This window comes from Streptomyces sp. NPDC048424 (assembly GCF_040651555.1).
Classification (GTDB): domain Bacteria; phylum Actinomycetota; class Actinomycetes; order Streptomycetales; family Streptomycetaceae; genus Streptomyces.
Window position 1 is genome coordinate 45,097 of sequence record NZ_JBEZKE010000037.1, and the last position, 24,397, is coordinate 69,493.

Annotated in this window: 26 protein-coding genes; 17 read left to right on the forward strand and 9 right to left on the reverse strand. The window is 71.1% G+C overall.

Going from position 1 to position 24,397, the window contains the following annotated elements:
• Nucleotides 1-45: 45 nt before the first annotated feature.
• Nucleotides 46-444, reverse strand: a complete 399-nt coding sequence (locus tag AB0D29_RS33750; RefSeq protein WP_362859527.1) for a DUF6542 domain-containing protein — start codon at nt 442-444, stop codon at nt 46-48.
• Between the two features lie 255 nt (nt 445-699).
• On the opposite strand from AB0D29_RS33750, the gene ychF reads away from it, so the two are divergent.
• The 3 genes from ychF to AB0D29_RS33765 all read left to right on the forward strand — a co-directional run bounded on the left by ychF (nt 700) and on the right by AB0D29_RS33765 (nt 2,519).
• A complete protein-coding gene (ychF, locus tag AB0D29_RS33755; RefSeq protein WP_351583980.1) occupies nt 700-1,788 on the forward strand; it encodes a redox-regulated ATPase YchF in 1,089 nt (362 codons plus the stop codon).
• A gap of 198 nt (nt 1,789-1,986) precedes the next feature.
• Nucleotides 1,987-2,268 carry a type II toxin-antitoxin system prevent-host-death family antitoxin gene (locus AB0D29_RS33760; protein ID WP_266443225.1) on the forward strand — a complete coding sequence of 94 codons (282 nt, stop codon included), beginning with the start codon at nt 1,987-1,989 and terminating at the stop codon, nt 2,266-2,268.
• Entirely contained in the window at nt 2,265-2,519 is a 255-nt protein-coding gene (locus AB0D29_RS33765) for a Txe/YoeB family addiction module toxin (RefSeq protein ID WP_168530032.1), read from the forward strand. The genes AB0D29_RS33760 and AB0D29_RS33765 overlap by 4 nt, the downstream gene beginning before the upstream one ends.
• 50 nt (nt 2,520-2,569) lie before the next feature.
• Here AB0D29_RS33765 and AB0D29_RS33770 read toward each other — a convergent pair whose 3' ends face one another.
• On the reverse strand, nt 2,570-2,767 hold the full coding sequence (locus tag AB0D29_RS33770) for a type II toxin-antitoxin system RelE/ParE family toxin (protein ID WP_362859497.1): 198 nt from the start codon (nt 2,765-2,767) through the stop codon (nt 2,570-2,572).
• On the reverse strand, nt 2,740-2,973 hold the full coding sequence (locus AB0D29_RS33775) for a type II toxin-antitoxin system Phd/YefM family antitoxin (RefSeq protein WP_362859499.1): 234 nt from the start codon (nt 2,971-2,973) through the stop codon (nt 2,740-2,742). Before AB0D29_RS33775 ends, AB0D29_RS33770 begins: the two co-directional genes overlap by 28 nt.
• 52 nt (nt 2,974-3,025) lie before the next feature.
• Between AB0D29_RS33775 and AB0D29_RS33780 the strand changes: the two genes are divergently transcribed.
• Nucleotides 3,026-3,403: a PadR family transcriptional regulator gene (locus AB0D29_RS33780; RefSeq protein WP_362859501.1), complete on the forward strand. Its 378-nt coding sequence runs from the start codon at nt 3,026-3,028 to the stop codon at nt 3,401-3,403.
• Nucleotides 3,400-3,981, forward strand: coding sequence for a hypothetical protein (locus AB0D29_RS33785; protein ID WP_362859502.1), 582 nt, complete (start codon nt 3,400-3,402; stop codon nt 3,979-3,981). The genes AB0D29_RS33780 and AB0D29_RS33785 overlap by 4 nt, the downstream gene beginning before the upstream one ends.
• A gap of 64 nt (nt 3,982-4,045) precedes the next feature.
• Here AB0D29_RS33785 and AB0D29_RS33790 read toward each other — a convergent pair whose 3' ends face one another.
• Nucleotides 4,046-5,041: an SMP-30/gluconolactonase/LRE family protein gene (locus AB0D29_RS33790; RefSeq protein WP_362859504.1), complete on the reverse strand. Its 996-nt coding sequence runs from the start codon at nt 5,039-5,041 to the stop codon at nt 4,046-4,048.
• Nucleotides 5,042-5,121: 80 nt separating this feature from the next.
• Between AB0D29_RS33790 and AB0D29_RS33795 the strand changes: the two genes are divergently transcribed.
• From AB0D29_RS33795 to AB0D29_RS33810, 4 genes are all read left to right on the forward strand, one after another.
• Nucleotides 5,122-5,559, forward strand: coding sequence for a MarR family transcriptional regulator (locus AB0D29_RS33795; RefSeq protein WP_362859505.1), 438 nt, complete (start codon nt 5,122-5,124; stop codon nt 5,557-5,559).
• 168 nt (nt 5,560-5,727) lie between these two features.
• Nucleotides 5,728-6,864, forward strand: coding sequence for an alpha/beta hydrolase-fold protein (locus tag AB0D29_RS33800; RefSeq protein WP_362859507.1), 1,137 nt, complete (start codon nt 5,728-5,730; stop codon nt 6,862-6,864).
• A gap of 244 nt (nt 6,865-7,108) precedes the next feature.
• On the forward strand, nt 7,109-8,191 hold the full coding sequence (locus tag AB0D29_RS33805; RefSeq protein ID WP_362859508.1) for an alpha/beta hydrolase-fold protein: 1,083 nt from the start codon (nt 7,109-7,111) through the stop codon (nt 8,189-8,191).
• A complete protein-coding gene (locus tag AB0D29_RS33810; RefSeq protein WP_362859509.1) occupies nt 8,188-8,979 on the forward strand; it encodes a trypsin-like peptidase domain-containing protein in 792 nt (263 codons plus the stop codon). Before AB0D29_RS33805 ends, AB0D29_RS33810 begins: the two co-directional genes overlap by 4 nt.
• 105 nt (nt 8,980-9,084) lie before the next feature.
• On the opposite strand, the gene AB0D29_RS33815 is transcribed toward AB0D29_RS33810, so the two are convergent.
• The 3 genes from AB0D29_RS33815 to AB0D29_RS33825 form a co-directional block, all read right to left on the reverse strand.
• Complete coding sequence (locus tag AB0D29_RS33815) at nt 9,085-10,023, reverse strand: EamA family transporter (RefSeq protein WP_362859510.1); 939 nt, start codon at nt 10,021-10,023, stop codon at nt 9,085-9,087.
• 44 nt (nt 10,024-10,067) lie between these two features.
• Nucleotides 10,068-10,889, reverse strand: coding sequence for an isocitrate lyase/phosphoenolpyruvate mutase family protein (locus AB0D29_RS33820; RefSeq protein ID WP_362859511.1), 822 nt, complete (start codon nt 10,887-10,889; stop codon nt 10,068-10,070).
• A gap of 366 nt (nt 10,890-11,255) precedes the next feature.
• Nucleotides 11,256-12,368 (reverse strand): threonine synthase, encoded by a 1,113-nt coding sequence (locus tag AB0D29_RS33825; protein WP_362859512.1) that lies wholly within the window; start codon nt 12,366-12,368, stop codon nt 11,256-11,258.
• Between the two features lie 198 nt (nt 12,369-12,566).
• Between AB0D29_RS33825 and AB0D29_RS33830 the strand changes: the two genes are divergently transcribed.
• The 8 genes from AB0D29_RS33830 (at nt 12,567) to AB0D29_RS33865 (ending at nt 22,544) form a co-directional block, all read left to right on the forward strand.
• Nucleotides 12,567-14,138, forward strand: a complete 1,572-nt coding sequence (locus tag AB0D29_RS33830; protein ID WP_362859514.1) for a S8 family peptidase — start codon at nt 12,567-12,569, stop codon at nt 14,136-14,138.
• A 165-nt stretch (nt 14,139-14,303) separates the two neighbouring features.
• Entirely contained in the window at nt 14,304-15,485 is a 1,182-nt protein-coding gene (locus tag AB0D29_RS33835) for a DUF4190 domain-containing protein (protein ID WP_362859515.1), read from the forward strand.
• 137 nt (nt 15,486-15,622) lie between these two features.
• Nucleotides 15,623-16,375 carry a GntR family transcriptional regulator gene (locus AB0D29_RS33840; protein ID WP_362859517.1) on the forward strand — a complete coding sequence of 251 codons (753 nt, stop codon included), beginning with the start codon at nt 15,623-15,625 and terminating at the stop codon, nt 16,373-16,375.
• 322 nt (nt 16,376-16,697) lie between these two features.
• Nucleotides 16,698-18,371 (forward strand): hypothetical protein, encoded by a 1,674-nt coding sequence (locus tag AB0D29_RS33845; RefSeq protein ID WP_362859518.1) that lies wholly within the window; start codon nt 16,698-16,700, stop codon nt 18,369-18,371.
• 160 nt (nt 18,372-18,531) lie between these two features.
• Complete coding sequence (locus AB0D29_RS33850) at nt 18,532-18,717, forward strand: SPOR domain-containing protein (RefSeq protein ID WP_030029543.1); 186 nt, start codon at nt 18,532-18,534, stop codon at nt 18,715-18,717.
• Nucleotides 18,718-18,745: 28 nt separating this feature from the next.
• Nucleotides 18,746-19,144, forward strand: a complete 399-nt coding sequence (locus AB0D29_RS33855; RefSeq protein WP_351297853.1) for a (deoxy)nucleoside triphosphate pyrophosphohydrolase — start codon at nt 18,746-18,748, stop codon at nt 19,142-19,144.
• Nucleotides 19,145-19,297: 153 nt separating this feature from the next.
• The gene (locus AB0D29_RS33860) at nt 19,298-19,726 is read left to right on the forward strand and encodes an ATP-binding protein (protein ID WP_362859520.1); all 429 of its coding nucleotides are present in this window, start codon (nt 19,298-19,300) and stop codon (nt 19,724-19,726) included.
• Nucleotides 19,727-19,934: 208 nt separating this feature from the next.
• Nucleotides 19,935-22,544: a SpoIIE family protein phosphatase gene (locus tag AB0D29_RS33865; RefSeq protein WP_362797625.1), complete on the forward strand. Its 2,610-nt coding sequence runs from the start codon at nt 19,935-19,937 to the stop codon at nt 22,542-22,544.
• 48 nt (nt 22,545-22,592) lie between these two features.
• Here the strand turns inward: AB0D29_RS33865 and AB0D29_RS33870 are convergent, their stop codons facing one another.
• Nucleotides 22,593-23,057 (reverse strand): hypothetical protein, encoded by a 465-nt coding sequence (locus AB0D29_RS33870; RefSeq protein ID WP_362859521.1) that lies wholly within the window; start codon nt 23,055-23,057, stop codon nt 22,593-22,595.
• A 77-nt stretch (nt 23,058-23,134) separates the two neighbouring features.
• On the reverse strand, nt 23,135-24,397 hold a 1,263-nt coding region (locus tag AB0D29_RS33875; protein ID WP_362859522.1), incomplete at its 5' end, for an alpha/beta hydrolase.

Consider the following 24,397-nt stretch of genomic DNA (forward strand, 5'->3'; position numbering starts at 1 on the left):
TCGGACCTGGTCGGATCTGGCCGGGCTGGATCGGGCTGGATCGGGCTAGGAGGTGGAGGCGGTCCGGCGGGGGAGCCGCCTCTTCCCGATCAGCACGGCCTTGCGCACGACGACGATCAGCGCGGCGACCAGCGTGCCCGCGTACAGCCAGCCGGCGTGCAGGGACAGGGCGGACACCAGCCCCATCAGCTGCCCGCCGAGGCCGCCGGAGCCGCCGGAGATGGGCCACACCCCGGCGGCGAAAGCGATGGGGGCGCTGATCGGCGCGGTGATCAGGTCGGCGGGCCGCACCCAGAGCGCGGCGGCGGCCGCGACGGGCACGAAGAGCAGCCCGTAGACGAAGAGCGAGGAGCCGAAGAGCAGCCAGCAGATCCCGGCGACGAGCACCATGGCGGCGCACGCGAACAGCCCGCCGCCGAGCCCGGTCAGCCGGGGCCGGGGCATCCGCCGTACGGCCGCGGGTCGCGGGTCGCCGCCCTGGGCGGGCACGCCCGTCGGCGGCCGCCGGCGCTGGGCCGGGGGTCGCTGCGGGTGAGGGGCCGGTCGCGTCCTGTATTGCTCCACCCCACCAAATTAGGCGGGGAGGGCGCCGGATCGGCTCCCGGACACGCGTACATCCACCGCCACTCATCGGAAAGTAAACTGTCCGGTGGCCCACCTCCGGGCCGCCGCCCCCTCCAGCTACGGGAAGTCGCCAACGTGTCGCTCACGATCGGAATCGTCGGCCTGCCGAATGTCGGCAAGTCGACCCTGTTCAACGCCCTGACCAAGAACGACGTGCTGGCGGCCAACTACCCGTTCGCCACGATCGAGCCGAACGTCGGCGTCGTCGGCGTCCCGGACCAGCGCCTCGGCGTCCTGGCCGGCATCTTCGGCTCGCAGCGGATCCTCCCGGCGACGGTCGACTTCGTCGACATCGCGGGCATCGTCCGCGGCGCCTCGGAGGGCGAGGGCCTGGGCAACAAGTTCCTCGCGAACATCCGCGAGTCGGACGCCATCTGCCAGGTCATCCGCGCCTTCAAGGACGAGAACGTCGTCCACGTCGACGGCAAGGTCTCGCCGAAGGACGACATCGAGACGATCAACACCGAGCTGATCCTCGCCGACCTCCAGTCCATCGAGAAGGCGGTGCCGCGCCTGACGAAGGAGTCCCGCCTCCAGAAGGAGAAGGTCGCGGTCCTGGCCGCCGTCGAGAAGGCCCAGAAGATCCTGGAGGAGGGCCACACCCTCTTCTCCCGCGGCATCACCAAGGGCACGGAGCAGGGCGACCTCCTCCACGAGCTCCACCTCCTCACCACGAAGCCCTTCCTCTACGTCTTCAACGTGGACGAGGACGAGCTGACGGACGACGCGTTCAAGGCGGAGCAGTCCGCGCTGGTCGCCCCGGCGGAGGCGATCTTCCTGAACGCCAAGCTGGAGGCGGACCTGGTCGAGCTGGACGACGAGGAAGCCCTCGAACTCCTCCAGTCGGTCGGCCAGGACGAGCCCGGCATGGCCACCCTCGGCCGCGTCGGCTTCGCCACCCTGGGCCTGCAGACCTACCTGACGGCCGGCCCGAAGGAAACCCGCGCCTGGACCATCAAGCAGGGCGCCACCGCCCCCGAGGCCGCCGGCGTGATCCACACGGACTTCCAGCGCGGCTTCATCAAGGCCGAGGTCATCTCCTTCGCGGACCTGGTCGCCTGCGGCTCGGTCGCCGAAGCCCGCTCCAAGGGCAAGGCCCGCATGGAGGGCAAGGACTACGTCATGCAGGACGGCGACGTGGTCGAATTCCGCTTCAACGTCTGAGCGGATGAAGTAACACCACGTCACTGACGCGGCAAACACGCAGGTCAGAAGGGGCCCACCTCTCCGGAGGTGGGCCCCTGGCCTTTCCCCGTGCTGGATGGGTGCTGGATCAGCTGAGCGACCATCAGTCGTTTCCCCTCTCGGATGACACCAAGAGTGGTACGTTATTGAGTACCACTTGATGGGAGGGGTGACGTCATGTCCATAACCGCGAGTGAAGCCCGCAAGGAACTGTTTCCGTTGATCAAAAAGGTCAACGAGAACCATGAGGCCATCGAGATCGTCTCCAAGCACGGCAACGCGGTGCTTGTCTCGGCCGAGGACTACGCGGCGCTGCGCGAGGGCTCCTACCTGCTGCGCTCGCCGGCGAACGCGCGGCGGCTGCTCAAGGCGTACGAGAACGCCCTGTCGCACATCAACGTGTCGGAGCGTGAGCTGATCGATCCCGAGGCACCGGACGCAGGTGCGGGTGCCGCGTGAGGCTCGTCTTCGAGGATCAGGGCTGGGAGGACTACACGTCCTGGCTCAAGAACGACCGCAAGATGCTCGCCCGGATCAACAAGCTCATCGAGGACGTCAGGCGTGACCCGTTTTCGGGGATCGGCAAGCCCGAGCCTTTGAAGTACCACCTGCCTGGCGCGTGGTCGCGGCGGATCGACGACGAGCACCGCCTCGTCTACCTGGTGACCGACAAGGAGATCGTCATTCTCGCGGCCCGGTACCACTACTGACCGACCGTGTTGGACGGGTGCTGGAGATTCTGACGCGGGGTCAGTGGCAATCAGGTCTCGTCAACGGTGGACCGGCGCCCCACGTGAACGACCCAGACCACCAGCGCCCCGTTGTCGATCGTGTAGACGACGCGGTAGTCGCCGACGCGCAGGCGGCGCCGTTCGGGCTGGGACACGAGTGCGGTGGTGTTGAAGCCGAGGGGGTCGGTCTCCAGCTCGGTCAGCTTGGCCAGGATGCGCAGCGCCATGGCGCGGGGTTGGCCATGCGCTCGTCGATGATCCGGTTGATCTCGCGCTCTTCCCACTCCTGGTACTTGCGCAGCACCTCGATGGAGACGACGGCGGCGACCTGCTTGCCCCGGCGCGTGATCACCGTGGGTACGTCGTCGCGGTCGGCGCGCTCCACGACCTCCGCCAGGTGGACGCGTACGTCGCGGATGGACTCTATGGGCATGGTGGGGGTTGGTTTCTTGTGGTGCAAGGTAGTTGGGACTATCTTGTGGTGCATGACAAAGGGACTGCTCGGCGCCGGTGACCAGCGGCGCAGTCAGCTCCTGCGCGGGGTGCTCGACCTGTGTCTGCTCTCGTTGATCGCCGAACGGCCCAGGTACGGCTTCGAGTTCGCCGAGGCGCTCGCCGGCAGTGGGATGGAGCTCGTCAGCGACGGCAGTATCTATCCGCTGCTCGCGCGGATGGAGCGGGCGGGGCTCGTCTCCTCGTACCGGGCGCCGTCGCCCAGTGGTGGCGCCCCGCGCAAGTACTACCGCCTGACCGAGGCGGGGCGTGCCGAGCTGAGCGGGGGCCGGGCCGACTGGCAGGCCTTCGCCGGCGCGGTGGGCCGGATCCTGACCGGTACGGAGTCCACGGGGGACAGCACACCATGACGAACGCGCAGATACTCGCCGCCTGCCGCAGCAACTGGGAGTACCGGGGGATCGACGGGGCCTCCCTGCGCGAGATGCTCGACGAGCTCTCCGCGCACCTCGAGGACGCGGAGGCCGCCGGCCGCACCGCGCAGGACGTCGTCGGCCGGGACGTCCGGGCCTTCGCTGCCTCCTGGGCGCGGGCGCGCGCCCCGCTCTCCCGGCGGGCGCCGCGCACGGTGGCCATGGCCTGCTTCGTGGCCGGCTGGCTCCTGCTGGGCGCGTACCTGATCCGGTGGACCACCGCGGTGGACGTGACCGCCGCTTTCCTCGCGTTCTGGCTGGCCACCGGCACCGCCACCGTCGTCTGGGAGCTACGGCGGGGCAGCATCGGCCTGCGCAAGAGCTGGCTGGTCGGTTTCGCCGTCGGGCTGCCCGCGGCGGTGCTCGCCCTGCGGCTGGTCGGTGACGGGGTGCTGTTCACGCTGCCGCTGTGGGCCGCGCCGCTGCTGCTGGTGCCCGGACTGCCGTACGCCGTCGCCGACGCGCGCGCCGCGAGGCGCGGCCGCCGCAAGACCGAAGCCCCCGAGTTGAGCTGAGCAGCCCCCGCGGACCGGCTCGTGGCCGAGGCCGGCGAGCCGGTCCACAAGGGCGCCGGCGTGCTCAGAGGCCGCGGACCGAGGCGATCGTGAACGTGGTGGGGGTGCCCTCGCCCGGGGACATGGGGCCGCCCTTGTCGAACTGCGAGCGGACCACCAGGGTGCGGCCCGGGGTGTGGGCGAGGGTGGTCGGGATCTGCAGCGACGGGTCCGTGATCGTACGGGTCAGCCGGGCGCGGGTGCCGTTCGCGGAGAGCTGCCAGCGGCTCAGGGTGTTGGTGGTGTTGTGCGCCACGCGCAGGGTGCCGTCGGGGGAGAGGTCCAGGCCGTCGGCGGCCTTCAGGTCGCCGCCGGTGAGGGCGACCCGGCTGAGGGTGCCCGTGCGCAGGTCGATGCGGAAGAGCTCGCCCTCGACCATGTCGACGGTGAGCAGGTAGCGGCCCGCGCGGTCGGAGACGATGCCGTTGAGGCTGAAGCCGCCCGCCGGCCGGGGGCGCAGCACCGGGGTGAGGTCGTAGGCCTCGGTCAGGACGCCGCTGCCGGCGGCCAGCTGGGCCGGGGTCACGCGGTAGACCACCCCGCGCACGCTGTCGGTCAGGTACGCGGTGCCGTCCGGGGTGAGCGTCAGGTCGTTGACGAAGCGGGCGGGAGCCCCCGCGGCCACCTCGAAGTGGGCGAGGCGCGCGCCGGTGGCGGTGTCGTAGACCGATACGCCCGCGGTGGAGTCCGTCACCCAGAGGCGGCCGCGGGCGTCGACCCGCAGGCCGTTCGCCGTGTGCCGGCCGTCGGTGCCGGAGGGCAGGAACACCTCCGCCTCGGGTCGGCCGGGGCGGGCCCGGTAGACGGTGCCGTCCGCGTACGAGCCGACGTAGACCGTGCGGGTGCGCGGGTCCGTGGCTATGCCCTCGGGGTAGACCTTCGCGCCGGGCAGGACGAAGGCCGTGGATATCCGGCCGTCGGTCGCCTGCGCGGGTGCCGCGCCCACGGTGAGGGCCGCGGCCAGGGCCGTGGTGAGGGCCAGGACCGTGGTGGGCAGGAACTTCTTCTGCGGTGCGCGCATGAGCAGGTGTCCTCTTCTCGATGTGTGAGGACGAAGATAAATTAGAGCTCTAATGCATGCAAGGGTCGTAGGATGCGGGAATGACCTCCATGCCCCCCGAGGAGCGCATCGGTGCGCACATCAAGCGCGCCGAGCAGGCACTTCTCGCGGCGAAGAACGTTGCGTGCAAGCCGGCCGCAGTAACGGTTCCGCAGTACGCCGCGCTGCTCTGGCTGGCCGAGAAGCCCGGCATCTCCGCGGCCGCGCTCGCCCGGCTGTGCGGGGTGACGCCGCCGACCATGAACACCGTCCTGAAGAACCTCCAGGAGCGCGGCCTCATCGAGCGGACCCCGCACGAATGGCACCGCAACGTGCTGGAGACCCGGCTCACCGACGAGGGGCGGGCGGTGATGGAGCTGGCGGACACCGGGGCGGTACGGGTGGAGCGGGCGCTCGCGGCCGCGTTCAGCGCGGAGGAAAGGGAGTTGCTCATCGAGTTGCTCGGGCGGTGCGCGGAAGTGCTCGACGCCCAGCGCTGAGAGCCGCCCGTTCCACCGAGATCCCCAAAGATCCCCACCGATCCCAGTCGATCCCCGCCGTGATTTTGCTTGGATTTGGAACTGTCCGGGGGTTTTCGCGCATCAGCACTAGGGGATGCCCAGCCGTTCTGCCCTCGGGGGCAGTCAAGACCGTTCGGAGCGAAGTTCGTGCACCAGTACCCGCAGCACCAGGGCTACCAGGAGCAGCAGGCGCAGGAGGAGCATCAGCAGCAGGCGCCCGCGCAGCCCAAGCGCTCCCGGCGCCGAATATGGATCAGCGGGGTGGTCGCCCTCGCGCTCCTGCTCGGCGGCGGGTTCGCCGCCTGGAAGCTCGACTGGTTCTCCGGCAACGGCGAGGCGGTGAGCTTCGGCAAGAACCCGCCGCCGGCCGCGGAGAAGTCCGAGCCGGGCGCGCCCGCCACCCCGGCCAAGCCCTCCGGCGACCCGGACGTGCTCATGCCGGCCGGCCCGAAGTCCGACTTCAAGCAGACGACCAAGCTCGACGACGGCACGATCATCGCCAAGACCCGCCTCGCGGGCGCGAAGTCCGGCTTCGAGGGCGACGTATGGGTGTGGGCGCCCAAGGAGTACGACGACCCCAAGTACGCCAAGAGCGGCTTCCCGGTGCTCATCGCGCTCCCCGGCGGCAACGGCTTCCCGGCCAACTACTGGTCCGACCGCAGCCTCGGCCTCCAGAAGGCCATCAGCGACGGCGTCCAGGCCGGTACCAGCCTGCCGTTCATCGTGATCATGCCCGTGCTCAACCCGGACGCCAAGTACTACTACGACGGCTCCGACATCCCCGGCCAGGCCAAGATGGGCACCTGGATGGCCGAGGACGTCCCGGACTTCGCCAAGGCCAACTTCCGTACGTACAAGTCCCGCGACGGCTGGGCCTTCATGGGCTCCTCCTCCGGTGCCTTCGTCGGCATGAAGACGGTCCTCCAGCACCCGGACCGGTTCAAGGCCGTGATCGCCAGCGGCGGCGAGATCGTTCCCGATTCCCCGCTGTGGAAGGGCCACCAGGCGGAGATGGACGCGAACAACCCCGAGAAGCTCGCGAAGAAGCTGATCGACACCAACGGCCCCGAGGTCTACATCAACTTCCAGATCGGCACGAAGGAGAGCGGGAAGGAGCGGATGACGAAGTTCCAGCAGCAGTACGGCAAGGGACCCGTCAAGATCACCATCCGCGACATCCAGAACGGCGAGCACAACGGCTGGCACTACGTCCGGGGCATGAAGGAAGGCTCCCTGGAATGGGTCAGCAAGGTGCTGAAGGGCCCGAAGCCCGAAGCCGGCTGACCCCTGCGCCGACCCTTGCGTCGACCCCCGCGCCGACCCCTGCGTCGACCCCTCCGCGGGCACCGCGTGGCCGCCGTTCGGCCGTTGTTCGGTCGCCGTTCGGCCGCCACGTGGTGCTCACCACGTCCCGCCCGTCCCAGGCAACCCATCCTGTCGTTCATACCTCTGTAAAGGGTGTAAGGGGGACCGATCGGTCCGACCCGCGCTCCGAGGTGAGCGCCGGAGAAGGAACGGGACAACAACCGTGCAGCATGACCAGCAAGGCGACGGCAGCCCCATGACCAAGGGCAGCAGCCGTCGCCCCCACCGCCTGCGCCTGATTCTGATCAGCAGCGGACTCGCCCTCACCCTCGCCGGGGGCGCGGCCGCGTACAAGCTCGGCGTCTTCTCCGACATAGGGGATCCGGTCTCCTTCGGGAAGGTCCAGGAGAAGGCCGTCGCCGCCTCCGACGTTCCGCCGGAAGTGCTCATGCCCACCGGGCCGGCGGCCCACTTCGTCCGCACCTACCGGCTGCCCGACGGCACACAGATCGGCCGGACCACCCTCACCGGCAAGAAGTCCGGCTTCACCGGCGACGTGTGGGTGTGGGTGCCCAAGGAGTACGACGACCCGAGGTACGCCAAGAGCGGCTTCCCGGTCCTGATCTCCCTGCCCGGCGGCCGCGGCTACCCCACGAACTACTGGGGGACCGGCCCCGGCCTCGGCCTGCAGAAGGCCGTGAGCGACGGGGCCAAGGCCGGTACCAGCCTGCCGTTCATCCTCGTCATGCCGGTGCACAACGCGGACACCAAGCACCACTTCGACGCCTCGGACATCCCCGGAGAGCCCAAGATGGGCACCTGGATGGTCGAAGACGTCCCCGATTTCACGAAGGCCAATTTCCGGACCTTCACCTCCCGCGACGGGTGGGCCTTCATGGGCTCCTCCGCCGGCGGGTTCGGCGCCTTCAAGCACGTCCTGAAGTACCCCGACCGGTTCAAGGCCGCCATCGCGAGCGGGGTCGACATCGTCCCCGATTCCCCGCTGTGGAAGGGGAACACGCAGGCCATGGACGAGAACAACCCCGAGAAGCTCGCCGAGAAGCTGATCAAGGCGGGTGGTCCGGACGTCTACATCAACTTCCAGATCGGCACCGCGGAGAGCGGCCGCGACAAGGCCGAGAAGTTCATGAGCGACTACGGGAGGGGCCCCGTGCACACCCAGCTCCAGGTGATCCAGGATGGTGAGCACAACGGGAAGTCGTACGTGCGCGGTATGAGGGAGGGCGCTCTGGAGTGGATCAGCAAGGTGATGAAGGGACCGACACCCGAGCCCGCCGTGCCATGAGCACGGTGGTGAGGGGGGCCTACGCGGCCGCCGCCGCGGGAATCGCGGCGGTGTGCGCCGTCGCGTTCCTCAAGGCGCCCGGGGACCGGCCCGTGCTGCCCTTCCCCACCGTCGGGGTCCTCATGGCGGGCGGCGAGCACTGGTGCACGGCGAGCGTCGTCGACAGCCCGAAGGGCAACGTCGTCGCCACCGCCGCCCACTGCGTGGCCCCCGCCGGCGAGGACGGCCGGCCGGGCGAGGTGGCCCACGACGGCCTCGCCATCGGCGAGCTCTCCTTCGCCCCCGCCTTCTCCGGCGAGGGCGCCGGCAGCCAGCCCCTCGGGGTGTGGAAGGTCCGCTCGATCCACGTGGACGACCGCTGGACGAAGTGGGGCGAGGACACCGCCGACTTCGCCTTCCTCACCATCGCGCCGGACGACGACGGGCGCAGCGTCCAGGACGCCGTCGGCGGCCGCGCCGAGGCCCCGAAGCCGGAATGGACCTCCGGGTACGAACGGGACGTGACCGTCGTCGGCTATCCGGAGTCGGAGCACAACCCGCAGAACAAGCCCGTCTCCTGCACCACGCAGACCCGCCACGACGACGACGATCCCGACATGCTCTACATGAGCTGCGCCGGGTTCTGGACTGGGACCAGCGGCAGCCCCTGGATCGCCGACCGGGGCGGGGCGGAGCACGCCGGGCGGCTGATCGGGGTGCTGAGCGGCGGGGACACGGACGTGGACTCCACGGCCGCGCTGTTCGACGAGCACGCGAAGGCCCTCTACGAGAAGGCCGCGCGGGGCTAGGCCGTCTCTTCCCGATCTTGCTCCCCCGGCTACCGCTGGGAGGTGCCCCCAGGCCCGCGCCGCTCCCCCGGCTACCGCTGGGAGGTGCCCCCAGACCCGGGCTCGCTACTTCTTGCGCTCCGTGCTGACGATCACGCCCACCGCCGCCACGACGATCGCGCCGCCGACCACGATCGGCCAGGTCAGGGCCTCGCCGAGGATCAGCGCGCCGAGCGCGACGGCCACGACCGGATTGACGTACGCGTACGTGGCCACCAGCGACAGCGGCGCGGCCCGGAGCAGCCACACGTATGAGGTGAAACCGACGAGCGAGCCGAAGAGCACCAGGTAGCCCAGGCCCAGCCAGGAGGCGGTGGAGAACGCCGCCGGATCCAGACCGTGCTGCTCGCCGCGCGCCAGGCCGACGACCACCCCGCCCACTCCGCCGGCGAGCATCTGGTACGCGCTGCCGGCGAAGGGGTTGTCCGGCAGCGTCAGCTTCGACGCGGAGAACGAGCCCAGCGACCACAGGACGGACGCCGCCAGCACCAGCAGCACCCCCGACAGCCGCACCGTCCCGCTGAGGCCCGGACTGGTCAGCACCGCCAGCCCGGCCAGGCCGACGAGCACCCCGCCCAGGGTGCGCAGCGGCGGCCGGTCACCGGTGCTCGCCCGCAGCACCACCAGCCACATCGGTACCGCCGCGATCAGGAGTGCGGCCAGGCCGGACGGCACGGAGGTCTCGGCGAGCACGACCAGGCCGTTGCCGCCGAGGACCAGCAGCAGGCCGACCAGGACCGCCGAGCCGAGCTGGGCACGGGTGACCCTGAGCGCGCCCGGACCGTACCGCCAGGCGACGGCGCCGGCGAGCAGCAGACCGGCCGTGATGAACCGGGCTCCGGCGGAGAGGAAGGGCGGCATGGTCTCGACGACGATCCGGATGCCGAGGTAGGTCGAGCCCCAGACGACGTAGACGAGGCTGAGGGCGAACCAGACCGCGCCGCTCGTCCTGCCGCGCGCCGTGGCGGCCGCCGTCGTGTCGTCCACCCGAGTCGATCTGCCCATGACGGGATCCTATGGTCGTTGCCCCATGCAGGCTTCCGGATATCTCAGCCCTTGAGCAGGGCGTTCAGATCGCCGTACGGGAGGGAGTGCGCGAGGGCTCCGTAGGTCCCGTCGGAGAGCAGCTCCTCGGCGGCGCGGCGCACCACGGCGTACGCGGCTTCGGCGACCCAGGAGCCGAGGCTGACGCGGGACACGCCGAGGGCGCCGAGGGCCGCGACGGCCGGGGCGTCGGGGCCGAGGAGGACGTTGAGGGGGGCGTCGATGCCCTTGGCGAGCTCGGCGACGGTCGCGGGGTCGAGCACGCCGGGCACGAAGACGCCGGTGGCTCCGGCGCGGAGGTAGGCGGCGGCGCGGGCCAGGGTCTCGTCGAGGCGGGTGGCCGGGTCGCCGAGTCCCCTGAGGTACGTGTCGACGCGGGCGTTGATGTAGAGCGGCACCCCGGCGGCGTCGGCCGCGGCCCGGGCGGCGGCCAGGCGTTCGGCCATCTCCGCCGGGGTGCGGTGGGGGCCGTCCTCGATGTTGATGCCGACCGCGCCGGCGGCGAGCACCCCGGCGACGGTCTCGCCCACGGCGTCGGCGTCGGCGCCGAACCCGCCCTCGATGTCGGCGGTGACGGGGACGGAGACCGCGCTGACCACGCGGGCGACGAGGTCGAGGGCCCGGTCGCGGGCGAGCGCGTCGCCGTCGGGCGAGCCCAGCGACCAGGCGACGCCGGCGCTGGTGGTGGCGACGGCGGGGGCGCCGGTGGCCTCGACGATGCGGGCGCTGGCGACGTCCCAGGCGTTGGCGAGGGCGAGGGGGTGCGCGGGGGTGTGCAGTTCCGCGAACGCGGTGGCCTTGGCGGTGAGGTCAGGATTCGTGGTCATGGGCCCACTCCACCAGACCGGACGCGCCCGGACTCGCGGTTTTCCGACATCAAGGCCGGGCCCGAGGGAACGGGGCTCCGCCCGGGACCCCGTACGGCGCTCCGCGCCCCCGCCTCAAACGCCGGCGCGGCTGGATGATGCCGGCCGAGGCCGGACCGTGCGGGTGGGGGCGCGATCTGCGTCGTCTGGCTGCACCGGCCCCTGCAAGGCGCAGCTTGCCGTACAAGCGGGCCAGCTGCACCAAAAGGACGGCAGCAGCCCAATCCAGCCCCGCCGGCGTTTGAGGCGCGGGGCTGGGCGGAGCCCAGGAGGGCGGCCCGCAGGGGCTTACCGGTGCCGGGTTCGGGCGGAGCCCAGACGGTCGGCCTAGCGGGCCAGGCCCGTCTTCGCGCCGGCGCCGCAGAGGGGGATGACCGCGGTGCGGCCCTGCAGGGGGTCGGCGGGGGCGCCGGGGCCCACCGCTGCCCAGCACGCCGCCGCCGTCGGTTCGACGAAGAGGCCGCGCCGGGCCAGGTCCCGCTGGGCCTCGCGGAGGCGGTCGTCCGGGACCGTCAGGAAGGTGCCGCCGGACTTGCGGACCGCGGCCAGGATCTGCCGGGCGCGCGGCGGCGCGGGGATCGCGATCCCCTCGGCCAGGGTCGGCAGCTGCGGAACCGGATCCGCGTCCTCGGCGCCGGCCGCGAAGGCCGTGGCCAGCGGGGCCACCGCCGCCGACTGCACCGCGATCAGCGCCGGCGGCCGCACCCCGCGCCGGGCCAGTTCCTCCACGGCCAGCGCGGCCCCCAGCAGCAGGGTCCCGTTGCCCACCGGCACCACCAGCACCTCCGGCAGCCGCCCGCCCAGTTCCTCCCACACCTCGTACACGTACGTCTTGGTCCCGTGCAGGAAGTACGGGTTGAAGACGTGGCTCGCGTAGAACACCCCGGGCGAGTCCGCCTCTTTGCGCGCGGACTGCGCGGCGGCCTCGCGCCCGCCGGGGATCACGCGCACGGCTGCCCCGTGCGCCCGCATCTGTTCCGTTTTCTTCTCCGATGTGCCCTCGGGCACATGGATTTCACAATCGAGCCCGGCCCGCGCGCAGTACGCCGCGATCGAGGTCCCCGCGTTGCCGCTGCTGTCCGCCACGACGCGCTCCGGAGCCAGCCGCCGGGCCAGTTCCACGAGCATCACCGCGCCCCGGTCCTTGAACGACAGCGTCGGCATCAGGAAGTCGAGCTTGGCGTGAACCCGCTCCGCCAGCGGAACCAGCGGAGTGTGGCCCTCCGCCAGTGACAGGGAGAACGCCCCCGGCAGGGGCAGCGCGGACCCGTACCGCCACAGCGAATTCGGCCCGGCGGCGGGCTCCAGGGGCGCGGCCGGATCCGGCGTGAAATCGAGGTCCCAGGGTCCGCCACAGACCGGGCACCCCCAAGGCGCAGTCCGGACGTCCGCGCGTGTACCGTCCTCGGAGCAGACGTAACCGGGGGTTGCGTGCGTCATGTGCGGATCGCCTTCGCTCGATCATGGCCGCTGTATGGCACGGATGTTACGCATCCGTTGTCCTCTTGTGGGTCGCGCCGGGGCTGGGTCAACCTTTCGAAGGCGGCAGCCCGTTGGGCCATCTGCTTTGTCATGGCCACGCTTGCGCGGCACCGCTCCACCCCCCGCAACGCACCACCTATGAGGAGGACCCGTCACATGCCCGTGATGCGTCACACGAGCCGGAAAATCGCCGGCATCAGCGCGACCGCCGTCGTGGCCCTCGCGCTCGGCTCGGCCGCCGCGCTGCCCGCCTCGGCCGCCGACATCGGCGTGCGGGGCGTGATCCAGAACGCCGGAGCCCCCGGATCGGTGCCCGGCAGCTACATCGTGACCCTGAACGACACCGCCGCCCGCTCGACCGCCCCGAGCGGCAAGGCCGTCGCGAAGCGCTACGGCGCGAAGATCGACAAGACGTACAGCGCGGCCCTCAACGGCTACTCCGTCGAGGTCTCCGAGGCGCAGGCCAAGAAGCTCGCCGCCGACCCGGCGGTCAAGTCGGTCGTGCAGAACCGTACCTTCACGGTCAGCGCCACCCAGCCCAACCCGCCGTCCTGGGGTCTGGACCGCGTCGACCAGCGCGCGCTCCCGCTCAACCAGAGCTACACCTACCCGGACCAGGCGGGCGAGGGCGTCACCGCGTACGTCATCGACACCGGTGTCCGGATCACGCACCAGGACTTCGGTGGCCGTGCCTCCTACGGCTACGACGCCATCGACAACGACAACACCGCCCAGGACGGCAACGGCCACGGCACGCACGTCGCCGGCACCGTCGCGGGCGGCACGTACGGCGTGGCCAAGAAGGCCAAGATCGTCGGCGTGCGCGTGCTCGACAACAGCGGCTCCGGTACGACGGCCCAGGTCGTCGCGGGCATCGACTGGGTGACCCAGAACGCCGTCAAGCCGGCCGTCGCCAACATGTCCCTCGGCGGCGGCGCGGACTCCGCGCTCGACGCGGCCGTCCGCAACTCCATAGCCTCCGGCATCACCTATGCCGTGGCCGCGGGCAACGAGTCGAGCAACGCCTCCGGCAAGTCCCCGGCGCGCGTCACCGAGGCCATCACGGTCGGCGCCACCACCAGCACCGACGCCAAGGCGAGCTACTCCAACTACGGCTCCGTCCTGGACATCTTCGCGCCGGGCTCCTCCATCACCTCCGCGTGGGGCACGGGCGACACCGCCACCAACACCATCAACGGCACGTCGATGGCCACCCCGCACGTTACGGGCGCGGCCGCCGTCTACCTCTCGCAGAACCCGGCCAGCACCCCGGCCCAGGTGGCCACGGCGCTGGTCAACTCCGCCACCCCGGACGTGGTGACCGGCCCGGGCACCGGTTCCCCGAACCGCCTGCTGTACGTCGGCGCCCAGGGCCCCGTCCCGCCGGGCAAGCGCTTCGAGAACACCGCGGACTTCGCGATCAACGACCACGCGACCGTCGAGTCCCCGATCACGGTCAGCGGTGTCACCGGCAACGCCCCGGCGACGCTGAAGGTCCCGGTCGACATCAAGCACACGTACATCGGTGACCTCAAGGTGGACCTGGTCGCGCCCGACGGCACCGTCTACACCCTGCACAACCGGGCCAACGGCGCCACCGACAACATCGTCCGGACCTTCACCGTGAACGCCTCGGCGGAGACGGCGAACGGCGTCTGGAAGCTGCGCGTGAACGACAACGCGACGGCCGACACCGGGAAGATCGACTCCTGGGCGCTCCAGTTCTGAGCGCTGCCCGAGAGATATCCGAGCAGTAGGGCCGGCGGGCACTGACCGCGCCGTGGACAACAGCGGGGGCGACCGACACGACGGTCGCCCCCGCTGCGTACTATTCGCGCATTCGTTCGTGCGCATCGTTCGCGCGTGACGCCCCCTGCGATGGAGTCAGACCCCGTGAGCACCCCGCCGAGTCCTCCTCCCGGACCGGGCCACTCCTGGCCCCCGCCGCCCCCGCAGCAGGCCTGGGGGCCACCGCCCGGATACGGGCAGCCGCAGCAACCGCCGCCGCTCAACGGTTTCGCGCTCGCCTCCTTCCTGTCCGGGCTGCTGTGCTTCGCGCCGCTCGGCATCGGCTTCGGCATCGCGGCCCTCGTGCAGATCTCGAAGCGGCGGGAGCGCGGGAAGGTCCTGGCGATCGCGGGCCTCGCGCTGTCGGTGGTGATGACCGGGGTGCTGGTCTTCGCCGCGGACCGGGTCGCCACGGCGGTCGAGGACCGCTTCGACGGACTGGGCGAGTACACCGAGGTCGAGGTCGAGGGCGAGCTCACGGACATCGACGAGCTGCGGGCGGGCGACTGCTTCAACGTCGAGGACGGTGAACTCCTCGACGAGCACCCCCTGATGTACCGGATCGACTGCGTGGAGAAGCACCACGGCGAGGTCACCGCGAGGAAGCGGCTCGACGGGCCGGACGCCCCCGGGTCGGCCGCGGCCGACCGCGCCTCCGAGGACACGTGCTGGCAGGCCCAGGACGAGTACGCCATGGACACGTGGGCGCTGCCCGACCACGCGGAGATGTTCTACTACGCGCCCTCCCGCCAGTCCTGGAGCCAGGGGGACCGGCTGCTGCTCTGCGTGATCGGCACGACCGAGCCGGAGGGGCGGGGCAGCCTGCGCCAGGACTCCGGAAAGCTGAAGCCCGAGCAGGTGGCCTTCCTGCGGGCCGCCAACGCCGTCGAGTTCGCCCTGGGCCGGGCCCCCGAGAAGGAGGTCGACGAGGCACTGGGCGAGCACCAGGCGTGGGCGCGCCGGATCCACGCGGCACTGGGCGAAGAGGCGAAGGTGCTCCAGGGTCACGCGGGCCGGCCGGGGCTGGAGAAGACGGTCCCGGCGCAGCTCAAGGAGATCGAGGCGGCACGCGCGCAGTGGCTGCGCGCCTCGCAGGCGAAGACGCCGGGGGAGTTCGACAAGCAGTGGGACCGGGCGCTGGCCTCGATGTCCATGGAGACGGAGCAGGCGCTGCGCGGCGCGTACGGGCTTTCGATGGCGATCCCGCCGTGGCTGGAGGACGGCCAGAACGGCCCGGAGGACCCCGACGGCGGGCCCGGCCGGGAGCCCTCGACCGAGTCGGTGTGACGTCGTCCGGGTAACGCGCGGTAACGGGTTTGAGTGACCTGGCTTCATCACTTCGGGTGAAACTCTGGCCCTTGCTTGCGGTCTACAACCGTCGGTTGCCAGGGTGTAGCTGTCTGTCAACCTGATGGGAGTGGCCAGTGACTTTCGGTGAGCAGCCGGCCTATCTGCGCGTGGCCGGGGATCTTCGACGGAAGATCGTCGACGGTTCTCTGCCCCCGCACGCCCGGCTCCCGTCCCAAGCCCGTATCCGCGAGGAGTACGGGGTCTCCGACACCGTGGCCCTGGAGGCGCGCAAGGTCCTCATGGCGGAGGGGCTGGTCGAGGGCCGGTCCGGCTCCGGTACGTACGTACGGGAACAGCCGGTCCCGCGGCGCGTGGCCCGCTCCGGCTACCGCACGGGCGGCACGTCCACGCCGTTCCGGCAGGAGCAGGCGGACGCGGGGGCGCGCGGCACGTGGGAGTCGAGCAGCGAACAGGCGGGCGCGCCCGCCGAGATCGCGAAGCGGCTCGGCATCGAGCCGGGCGAGCGGGTGATGCGGACGCGGTACGTCTTCCGCGACGCGGGCGAGGCGATGATGCTGTCGACCTCCTGGGAGCCGCTCGCCGTGACCGGCCGGACCCCGGTGATGCTGCCGGAGGAGGGGCCGCTGGGCGGCTCCGGGGTGGTGGACCGGATGGCCGCGATCGACGTCGTCGTGGACAACGTGGTCGAGGAGGTCGGCGCGCGGCCGGGCCTGGCGGAGGAGCTCGTGCAGCTGGGCGGGGTGCCGGGGCACGTGGTGCTGGTGATCGGCCGCACGTACTTCGCCTCCGGGCGCGCCGTGGAGACCGCGGACGTGGTTGTCCCGGCGGACCGCTACCGGCTGTCGTACCACCTGCCGGTCCGCTAGGCCGCCTGCCGGGCACGCGCCGCGCCGCCGCTGCCGGGGGCTCCGCCCCCAGACCCCCGCGCCTCAATCGCCGGCGGGGCTGAAAGACCGGGGCTCCGCCGCGTACCCCGCTCCTCAATCGCCGGAGGGGCTGAAAGACAGCCCCGCCGGCGATTGAGGCGCGGGGGTTCGGGGGCCGGCCCCCGACCGCGGTCCGCACCGGTGAGCGGACAGCGGGTCGCGGGGGGTGTAACCCCGTCGTGACGAGGGGGGCGGGGGTGTAACCGCCGGGCAATGCCCGAGGGTGACGGGGCGTCACATCACGGCTCTACCGTCCGGCGGTATGACCGACACCGCCACCGCGGCACCGCCGACCCGTACGTACGCGAAACTCGCCGCCGACGAGAGCCGCGAGGACTACTCGCTCAGATACGCGCCCCACTCCTTCCGCCGCTGGGGCCCGGGCACCGTCGCCGGTACCGCCCTCGGCGGCATCGCCTACCTCGCCGACTTCGCCATCGGCGCCTCCATCGTCTTCGCCTACGGATTCACCAGCGGGGCCGCCGCGATCCTGGCCGCCGCCGTGGTCATCTTCCTGACCGGCATCCCGATCGCGCGCGCGTGCGCCACGTACGGCCTGGACATGGACCTGGTGACGCGCGGCGCGGGCTTCGGGTACTTCGGCTCCACCCTGACCTCCCTCATCTACGCCTCCTTCACCTTCATCTTCTTCGCGCTCGAAGGCTCGATCATGGCCCAGGCCATGCACCAGGCCTTCGGCCTGCCCGTCGAGATCGGCTACCTGGTCACGACCCTCATCGTGATCCCCATCGTCTTCCGCGGCATGGGCGCCCTCGCCAAGGTGCAGGCCTGGACCCAGCCGGTCTGGCTGATCGGGCTGGTGCTGCCCTTCGTGGTGCTCGCCTTCCACGCCCCCGACGCGTGGGGCGCCTTCGCCGACTTCGGCGGGACCGAGGGCGCCGGGTCCGGGTTCTCGTGGATCGGCTTCGGGTTCGGGACCGGCATCGCGCTCTCGCTGATCGCGCAGATCGGGGAGCAGGCCGACTACCTGCGGTTCATGCCCGCCAAGACCCCGGCCAACAGCCGGAGGTGGAACCTCGCCGTACTCGCCGCCGGCCCCGGCTGGGTGATCATCGGCGCGGCCAAGCAGCTCGGCGGCGCCTTCCTCGCCTTCGTCGCCCTGGAGGCGGTGGGCAAGACCCACGCCCTGGAGCCGATCGCCCCGCAGATCGAGGCCCTGCGGCCGTGGCTCGGCGGCTTCGCGCTGCCCGCCGCCGCGCTGTTCGTGATCGTCTCCCAGATCAAGATCAACGTCACCAACGCGTACAGCGGATCGCTGTCCTGGTCGAACTTCTTCTCCCGCGTCACCCACCGTCACCCCGGCCGGGTCTGGTACATCTTCCTCAACCTCGGCATCGCGCTGACGCTGATGGAGCTGAACATGTTCGCGATGCTCGGCAAGCTGCTGGGCTTCTACTCCAACGTCGGCATCGCCTGGATCGCCGCGGTCGCCGCCGACCTCGTGATCAACAAGCGGCTCGGACTCAGCCCGCCCTACATCGAGTTCAAGCGCGCCTACCTCTACGCCGTGAATCCGGCGGGTTTCGGCTCGATGGTGATCGCCTCGACCGTCTCGATCCTCGCCTTCTTCGGGCTGTTCGGCACCTACGCCGAGGCCTTCTCCACCTTCATCGCCGCCGGACTCGCCCTCCTGCTGTGCCCGTTGATCGCCTGGATGACCAGGGGGAAGTACTACCTGGCCCGGCCCAACACCGTGACCGGCCCGGGCGCCGCCGCCCCGGACATCACCGCCACCCACGAGTGCGCGGTCTGCGAGGCGGCGTACGAACTCCCCGACATCGCCGACTGCCCTGTCCGATCGGGCCCGATCTGTTCCCTGTGCTGCTCCCTCGACGCGACCTGCGGGGACGTCTGCCGCAAGGAGACGCGGGGCGGCGCGGTGATCCTGCCGATGCCCTCGGTACGCCCCGTCTGAACCGGCGCGCACGGCCCGCTCGTACGCATGGCCGGATGCGTACGCCTGCGAGGTACCTCTTCGTGAAAAACCGTATCCGCTCCGTAAAGGTCGGGCGTAAGCTCGGGCATATGCGCAATGCGGTTTCCCGGGCAGGTACGTCGGCGGAGGGTGAAACGCGATGAACGACAGCGGTGCCCTGCTCCCGTGGCTGGTCATACGTCAGGACGACAACGGCAACCGCTACCGGGTGGGCCGGTACGCCACCCGGGCCGAGGCCCAGAAGGTCGTCGACAGCCTCGACGACCGAGGACACAAGCAGCTCTACTGGGTCGAGCGGATCGGTCAGACCGCCACGATGAACTGAGCATCCAGTGTTGACATAGGCTCCGCCCATGACTGTACGAGTGGTCGTGGGCGGAGCCCTTTGTCATGAGGGGCGCCTGCTGGCCGCCCGCCGCAGCGCACCGCCGGAGCTCGCCGGGCGCTGGGAGCTGCCGGGCGGGAAGGCCGAACCGGGTGAGTCCGTCCCCGAGGCGCTGGTGCGCGAACTGCGCGAGGAGCTCGGCGTGGAGACCGAGCCGCTGGAGCGGATCCCGGGGGAGTGGCCGCTGAAACCCGGCCTCGTCCTGCACGTGTGGACGGCCCGGCTGCTCTCCGGGGTGCCGGCGCCGCTGGAGGACCACGACGAGCTGCGCTGGCTCGGGCCGGAGGAGCTGGAGTCGGTGGACTGGCTCGACCAGGACCGGCCCGCGGTCGCCGAGGCCGGACGCCGGCTGCGCGGGGGCGCGTGACGCTCGCGCCGTAGGCCGTCTGTGCCACAGTGCGCCGGTGGGCGGGGATCGAGTGGTACGACGCCCCGAATATCGGGTATGTCGCTATTAATCCCTATCTCGTCCCTCTTTCGTCCCAGACGAACCGGACTGGGGTCGCTGCTGGCCCGGGAAGTGATCGGCGTGATCGACACAGACGGTGAATGCGCCGAGTGGGCCTTTCCCGCCGAGCCCGGTGCCGTCCGCACCGCCCGCCACGCCGTACGCGGCGCCCTGCACGCCTGGGGCCTGGAAGCCGTCGGCGATGTGACCGTCCTGCTGGTCAGCGAGCTCGTCACCAACTCCCTGCGGTACGCCTCCGGCCCCATCGGGGTCCGTCTGGAGCGGCGCAATCCGGCCGCCGACGGCCCGGCGGGCGGACCCGCCCTGCTCGTGGAGGTTTCGGATCCGCTTCCGGATCCGCCCCGCGAACGCGTCGCCGAGGCGGACGACGAAGGGGGCCGCGGCCTGCATCTCGTCGCCGCCTCCTCGCAGCGCTGGGGGACCCGCCACGGGAAGTCGGGCAAGACTGTGTGGTTCGAATTGGCTCTTCCTGGTGAGTAACAAGGAGAACGGTGGCGGGGGATCCCCCGGTGAAGCCTCCCGGTGACAGCGGGAGCGGGAGTCCGGGGGAGATCACGCGAGATGGCTCGAAATCATCGAGACCGTGCTGTGATCGTGAACGCCGTGCCGTCCGGGGCCGTGGTGCTGAATACTGCGGTCATGGCCGGTCCGGTTGCGGTGAGCTGGAGGGGACGGTCGCGTGAGCGAAATACCTGCGCAGGCACATCAGGCCGACGTGCCTCGGGAGACATGGCACGACGCCCTGTGGCACAGCAGCCCGCCTGGCTCGATATATGACTACATAAAGGTCGCATCCTTCTCGATCGGACCCGACGGGTACATCGACCAGTGGAGCCTGCGCGCGGAGGAACTGTTCGGTCTGACCGCCGCACAGGCCGTCGGCCGCGACCCGGTCGACGCCTTCATGCCGCCCGAGCTGCGCCCCGACGCGCACCGCAAGGTCGCCGAGATCCTCGACGGCAAGGAGTGGACCGGCCTGATCCCCTTCCGGATCCCGGGCGGGGACGGCGCGCACGGAGTGGCCGAGATCTATGTGATGCCCACACTGACCGAGACCGCCGAGCGGGCCGCGCTGTGCGTCGTCGTCGACGTCCGCGCGCTGCGGCGCATCGAATCCGACCTGGCAGCCTCACAGGCCATATTCGGCCAATCTCCTTTCGGCTTCCTGCTCTTCGGCACGGACCTCACCGTGCAGCGGGCCAACCGCCGCTTCGCCACCGTCTTCGGGGGCGCCGTCGAGGAACACCGCGGCCGGACCGTGCACGACTACCTGCCGGCACACGAGGCCGACCGGATGGCCGAGGCCCTGCGCCGGGTGCTGGACACCGGGGAATCGGTCACCGACCTGCGGATCACCGGCGCCGCCCCCGGCAGCCGGGAGAACCGCCACTGGTCCATCAACCTCTACCGCGTCCACGGCGGCTCCGGCCGCCCCATCGGCGTCGCCGGCATCGGCACCGACGTCACCCGCCGCCACCTCGCCGCCCGCGAGGCCGCCGGGGTACGGCGCAATCTCGCCCTCCTCAACGAGGCCGGGCACCGCATCGGGAACTCCCTCGACCTGGAGACCACCGCCCGGGAACTCCTCGACGTCACCGTCCCGGGCTTCTGCGACCTGGCCGCCGTCGACCTCTACCAGGGGCTGCTGCTCGGCGACGACGACCGGCCCGCACGGCCGCAGGGCCCGGGCGTGCCCAGCCTGCCCGGCCAGGGCCCGGCCCGGACCCCGTCCGCCGCGCTGCGCCGCGTGGCCTTCGCCTCCGCCGTCTCGGACGCGCCGCTGTCCGGTCCGGGCGCGCTCGTCTCCGTAGGCGACGTCCACCGGTACCCGGCGGCGTCACCGGGCGCGCTCGCCCTGCGCACGGCGCGGCCCCGGCTGATCGAGGGCGGCGGACCGGAGGACCTCGTGCAGTCCACGCTGGTCGTGCCGATGGTCGCCCACGACACCGTGGTCGGGCTCGCGCAGTTCTCCCGTACGAAGGGCAGCGAACCCTTCGGCGAACGCGACCGGGCGGTGGCCGTGGAACTCGCCGCCCGGGCCGCCGTGTGCATCGACAACGCACGGCTCTACCGGCGCGAGCACGAGCGGGCGTTGATACTGCAGCGCAGCCTGCTGCCCCCCGGCGACCCGGAGGCCGCCGGCCTGGACATCGCCTGCCGGTACCTGCCGGGGAACGCGGCGACGGAGGTCGGCGGCGACTGGTTCGACGTGATCGAGCTGCCCGGCCACCGCACGGCCCTGGTCGTCGGCGACGTCATGGGCCGGGGACTGCGCGCCGCCGTCGCCATGGGCGAACTGCGCACCGCCGTACGGACCCTCGCACTGCTGGACCTCGAACCGGCGGAGGTGCTCACCGCGCTCGACGAGATCGCCCGGGGCCTCGGTGCCCCCGGCGGCTCCCAGCAGGCCTCGCGGGCGGCCCTGCACTCGCGGGACGCCGACCGCTCCGAGGTCTACCTCGCCACCTGCGTCTACGCCGTCTACGACCCGGTGACGCGGCGCTGCACGATCGCCAACGCGGGCCACATGCCGCCCGTGCTGGTGGAGCCGCCGGACGAGCGCGGGAAGCCGAGGCCCGCACTGCTCCTGGAGGTGCCGCCCGGGATGCCGCTGGGCGTGGGCGGGGAGCCGTTCGAGGAGGTCGAGGTCGAACTCCCCGAGGGAGCCCTGCTGGCCCTCTACACCGACGGGCTCGTGGAGTCCCGCGACCATCCGCTGGAGGAGGGCCTGCGCGGCCTGCGGGCCGCCCTCGCGGACCCGGTCCGCCCGCTGGAGGACGTCTGCGACCACGTGCTGAACACGCTGGACACCCGGCACGGCGAGGACGACATCGCCCTGCTGATGGCACGGGTGCAGGGGCTGCCGGTGGACGCGGTGGGGGACTGGCAGTTGCCGCGCGAGGCCCGGTCCGTGGGACGGGCCCGGGAACTGGCCCGCGCCAAGCTCCCGGCCTGGGGCCTGGAGGGCCTGCTGGACACCACCGAACTGCTGGTCAGCGAGCTCGTCACCAACGCGCTGCGGTACGGGGAGGGCGAGATCCGGCTGCGGCTGCTGCTGGACCGGACCCTGGTCTGCGAGGTGTGGGACGCCAACCTGGTGCAGCCGCGCCGGCGGCGGGCCCGCGACACCGACGAGGGCGGCCGGGGCCTCCAGCTCGTGGGCCTGCTGTCCGCCGGGTGGGGCACCCGCCGGACCCACCGCGGCAAGACGGTCTGGTTCGAGCTCCCGCTGCCCGGCGCGGCGGCCGAGGCCGTCGCCGAACTGTCGGCGGAGCAGCTGCTGAGCATGTACGGCTGAGCGCCGCTGCGGACCCTGCCCCGGACCCGTCGGGTCCGGGGCAGGCGGTCACTTCGGGTCGGTGTCGCGGAAGCACCGGGAGTACACGGCGAAGGAGATCAGCGGCTCGCTTCCGCCGGCGCCCTTGAGCCACGTGGCCTCAAGCTGGGTGTGCGTCGTCTCGTGTGCGGCGAAGACCTCGATCCGCTTGCTCTCGGTATTGGTGTTCGGGCCGTTCTTCACGACCTTCCAACCGTTCTCCGGCAGCTGTGCGCCCAGACTCTGTATGCCCTTGTCGAGAGTGTCGTTGTCCACGCCGTAGACGGACCAGACGTGCCGCACATAGCGGAGACCCTTCTTCTTCTCCTCGCTCGTGCCGCAGGGATAGGTCACCGGTCCCATGTCCGTCACCTTCCCCTTGACCTGGGTCAGGTCGAGGGCCTTGCTTGACAGGGCGCCGACCTCCGCCTCCACCTCCTGGTGACTGCGGGTCTGGGGGGTGTACTTGCGCTGGGTGGAGGTCTCGTCGTCCATGAAAGAGCATCCTGTTGTGAGGGTCAGGGCGCTCAGGAGCGCCAGTGCGGTGACGTTGCGCCTGTTCCTTCGATCCACTAGCGGGCCTTCCTCTCCAGGTCGACTTCCTCGTACTGCCCGGCTATGACGAGTGCCTGGTTCAGCAGGCTTTGAGACGGCTCGCCGCCCTCCTCGTCCCAGAAGTTCCCGTGGCCCGGGGAATCGCTTCTCATCTTGTTGGCGCCGAAGGTCTCGTCCGTGGGAATGACGCGGTTGTCACCGAGCCCCGTGTTTCGACCACCCCACGTGACGAAGTTGTCGTCGCCCCCGCCTTCCATGGCCCACGTGTGCTTCGTCTTGAACCCCAGGTCCTCCGCATGGTCCGCCTGCATGCCGGGGCTGCCCACCACGACCACGTCGTCGACCGGCAGGGGGTTGGACCACCAGGTGTCGGCGTAAGGACTGCGGTACTTCGCCGTGTCGCCGATCAGCGTGGATCCGTAGCTGTGGCCGATGAGCGTCGTGTGCGAGCTGTCGCCACTGGCCGACTGATGGGCCGCCTCGCTGCCGTCGAGGAACCGCCGCAGCGTCGGCGCCCCCTTCTCGGCGTACTGGTCGTGGGTGGCCTGGGGGATGGTGTTGGGGGCGTCGTAGTCGAACCAGGTGATGGTCGACACCGACTGTCCGGGCGTCCGCAGTGAGCTCTCGCGCCACAAGGCGTCGCTCTTCGCGGCCTCGTCCTCGATGCTCCCCAGCGTCGTCTTCGTGCCCGGCACGAAGATGGCCGTGTGGTCCGCGGTGTCCGGATTCCCGTTGGCCAGGATCACGCGGCCGTCGTTGTTCGCCTCGGCGTCGAATCCGAGCAGGTACGCCTCGGGCAGCCCCCGCTCGCCGGTGGCGTCGAAGCGCTTCTGGATGGTCTCCATGCCGAGCAGGCGGTCCTTCAGGTGGTCCCTCCGCTCCCCGTGCTTGTCGTTCCAGGACTTCCACTCGTCGGTCTCTTCGCGCATCCACGCGCGCCCGTGCTGGACGTAGTGGTACTTGGGCTCCGGTTCCTTGGGGATTGCGTTCAGCTCCACCTGGTACGCGCCGTGCTTCTCCGCGAGGACCGTTCGGTTGGCGCTGTCGCGGACGTCCGCAGGGAGCCCGTTCAGTGCTCCGACGCTCGCCGGCTGGAGGGTGATGTAGGCCTCCCGCTCCTCCTCCGACAGGCCCTTCCACCACTCGGCGTTCAATCGGGGGTCGCTGCCCTTCGGCGGCGGGGGCTTGATGTGGTCGAGGTAGTCCTTGGCCCCCGCACGCACCTCGCCGGTGTCCGCCTGGACGTCGGCCCAGTCGGAGTCGGAGACGACGAGGTCGTC

Bases quoted from the DNA above. Each gene is read 5' to 3' on its own strand.
- AB0D29_RS33750 (WP_362859527.1), bottom strand. From the start codon at position 444: ATGCCCCGGCCCCGGCTGACCGGGCTCGGCGGCGGGCTGTTCGCGTGC.
- AB0D29_RS33760 (WP_266443225.1), top strand. From the start codon at position 1,987: ATGTCCATAACCGCGAGTGAAGCCCGCAAGGAACTGTTTCCGTTGATC.
- AB0D29_RS33770 (WP_362859497.1), bottom strand. From the start codon at position 2,767: ATGGCGCTGCGCATCCTGGCCAAGCTGACCGAGCTGGAGACCGACCCC.
- AB0D29_RS33775 (WP_362859499.1), bottom strand. From the start codon at position 2,973: ATGCCCATAGAGTCCATCCGCGACGTACGCGTCCACCTGGCGGAGGTC.
- AB0D29_RS33780 (WP_362859501.1), top strand. From the start codon at position 3,026: ATGACAAAGGGACTGCTCGGCGCCGGTGACCAGCGGCGCAGTCAGCTC.
- AB0D29_RS33785 (WP_362859502.1), top strand. From the start codon at position 3,400: ATGACGAACGCGCAGATACTCGCCGCCTGCCGCAGCAACTGGGAGTAC.
- AB0D29_RS33790 (WP_362859504.1), bottom strand. From the start codon at position 5,041: ATGCGCGCACCGCAGAAGAAGTTCCTGCCCACCACGGTCCTGGCCCTC.
- AB0D29_RS33795 (WP_362859505.1), top strand. From the start codon at position 5,122: ATGACCTCCATGCCCCCCGAGGAGCGCATCGGTGCGCACATCAAGCGC.
- AB0D29_RS33810 (WP_362859509.1), top strand. From the start codon at position 8,188: ATGAGCACGGTGGTGAGGGGGGCCTACGCGGCCGCCGCCGCGGGAATC.
- AB0D29_RS33815 (WP_362859510.1), bottom strand. From the start codon at position 10,023: ATGGGCAGATCGACTCGGGTGGACGACACGACGGCGGCCGCCACGGCG.
- AB0D29_RS33820 (WP_362859511.1), bottom strand. From the start codon at position 10,889: ATGACCACGAATCCTGACCTCACCGCCAAGGCCACCGCGTTCGCGGAA.
- AB0D29_RS33825 (WP_362859512.1), bottom strand. From the start codon at position 12,368: ATGACGCACGCAACCCCCGGTTACGTCTGCTCCGAGGACGGTACACGC.
- AB0D29_RS33830 (WP_362859514.1), top strand. From the start codon at position 12,567: ATGCCCGTGATGCGTCACACGAGCCGGAAAATCGCCGGCATCAGCGCG.
- AB0D29_RS33845 (WP_362859518.1), top strand. From the start codon at position 16,698: ATGACCGACACCGCCACCGCGGCACCGCCGACCCGTACGTACGCGAAA.
- AB0D29_RS33850 (WP_030029543.1), top strand. From the start codon at position 18,532: ATGAACGACAGCGGTGCCCTGCTCCCGTGGCTGGTCATACGTCAGGAC.
- AB0D29_RS33855 (WP_351297853.1), top strand. From the start codon at position 18,746: ATGACTGTACGAGTGGTCGTGGGCGGAGCCCTTTGTCATGAGGGGCGC.
- AB0D29_RS33870 (WP_362859521.1), bottom strand. From the start codon at position 23,057: ATGGACGACGAGACCTCCACCCAGCGCAAGTACACCCCCCAGACCCGC.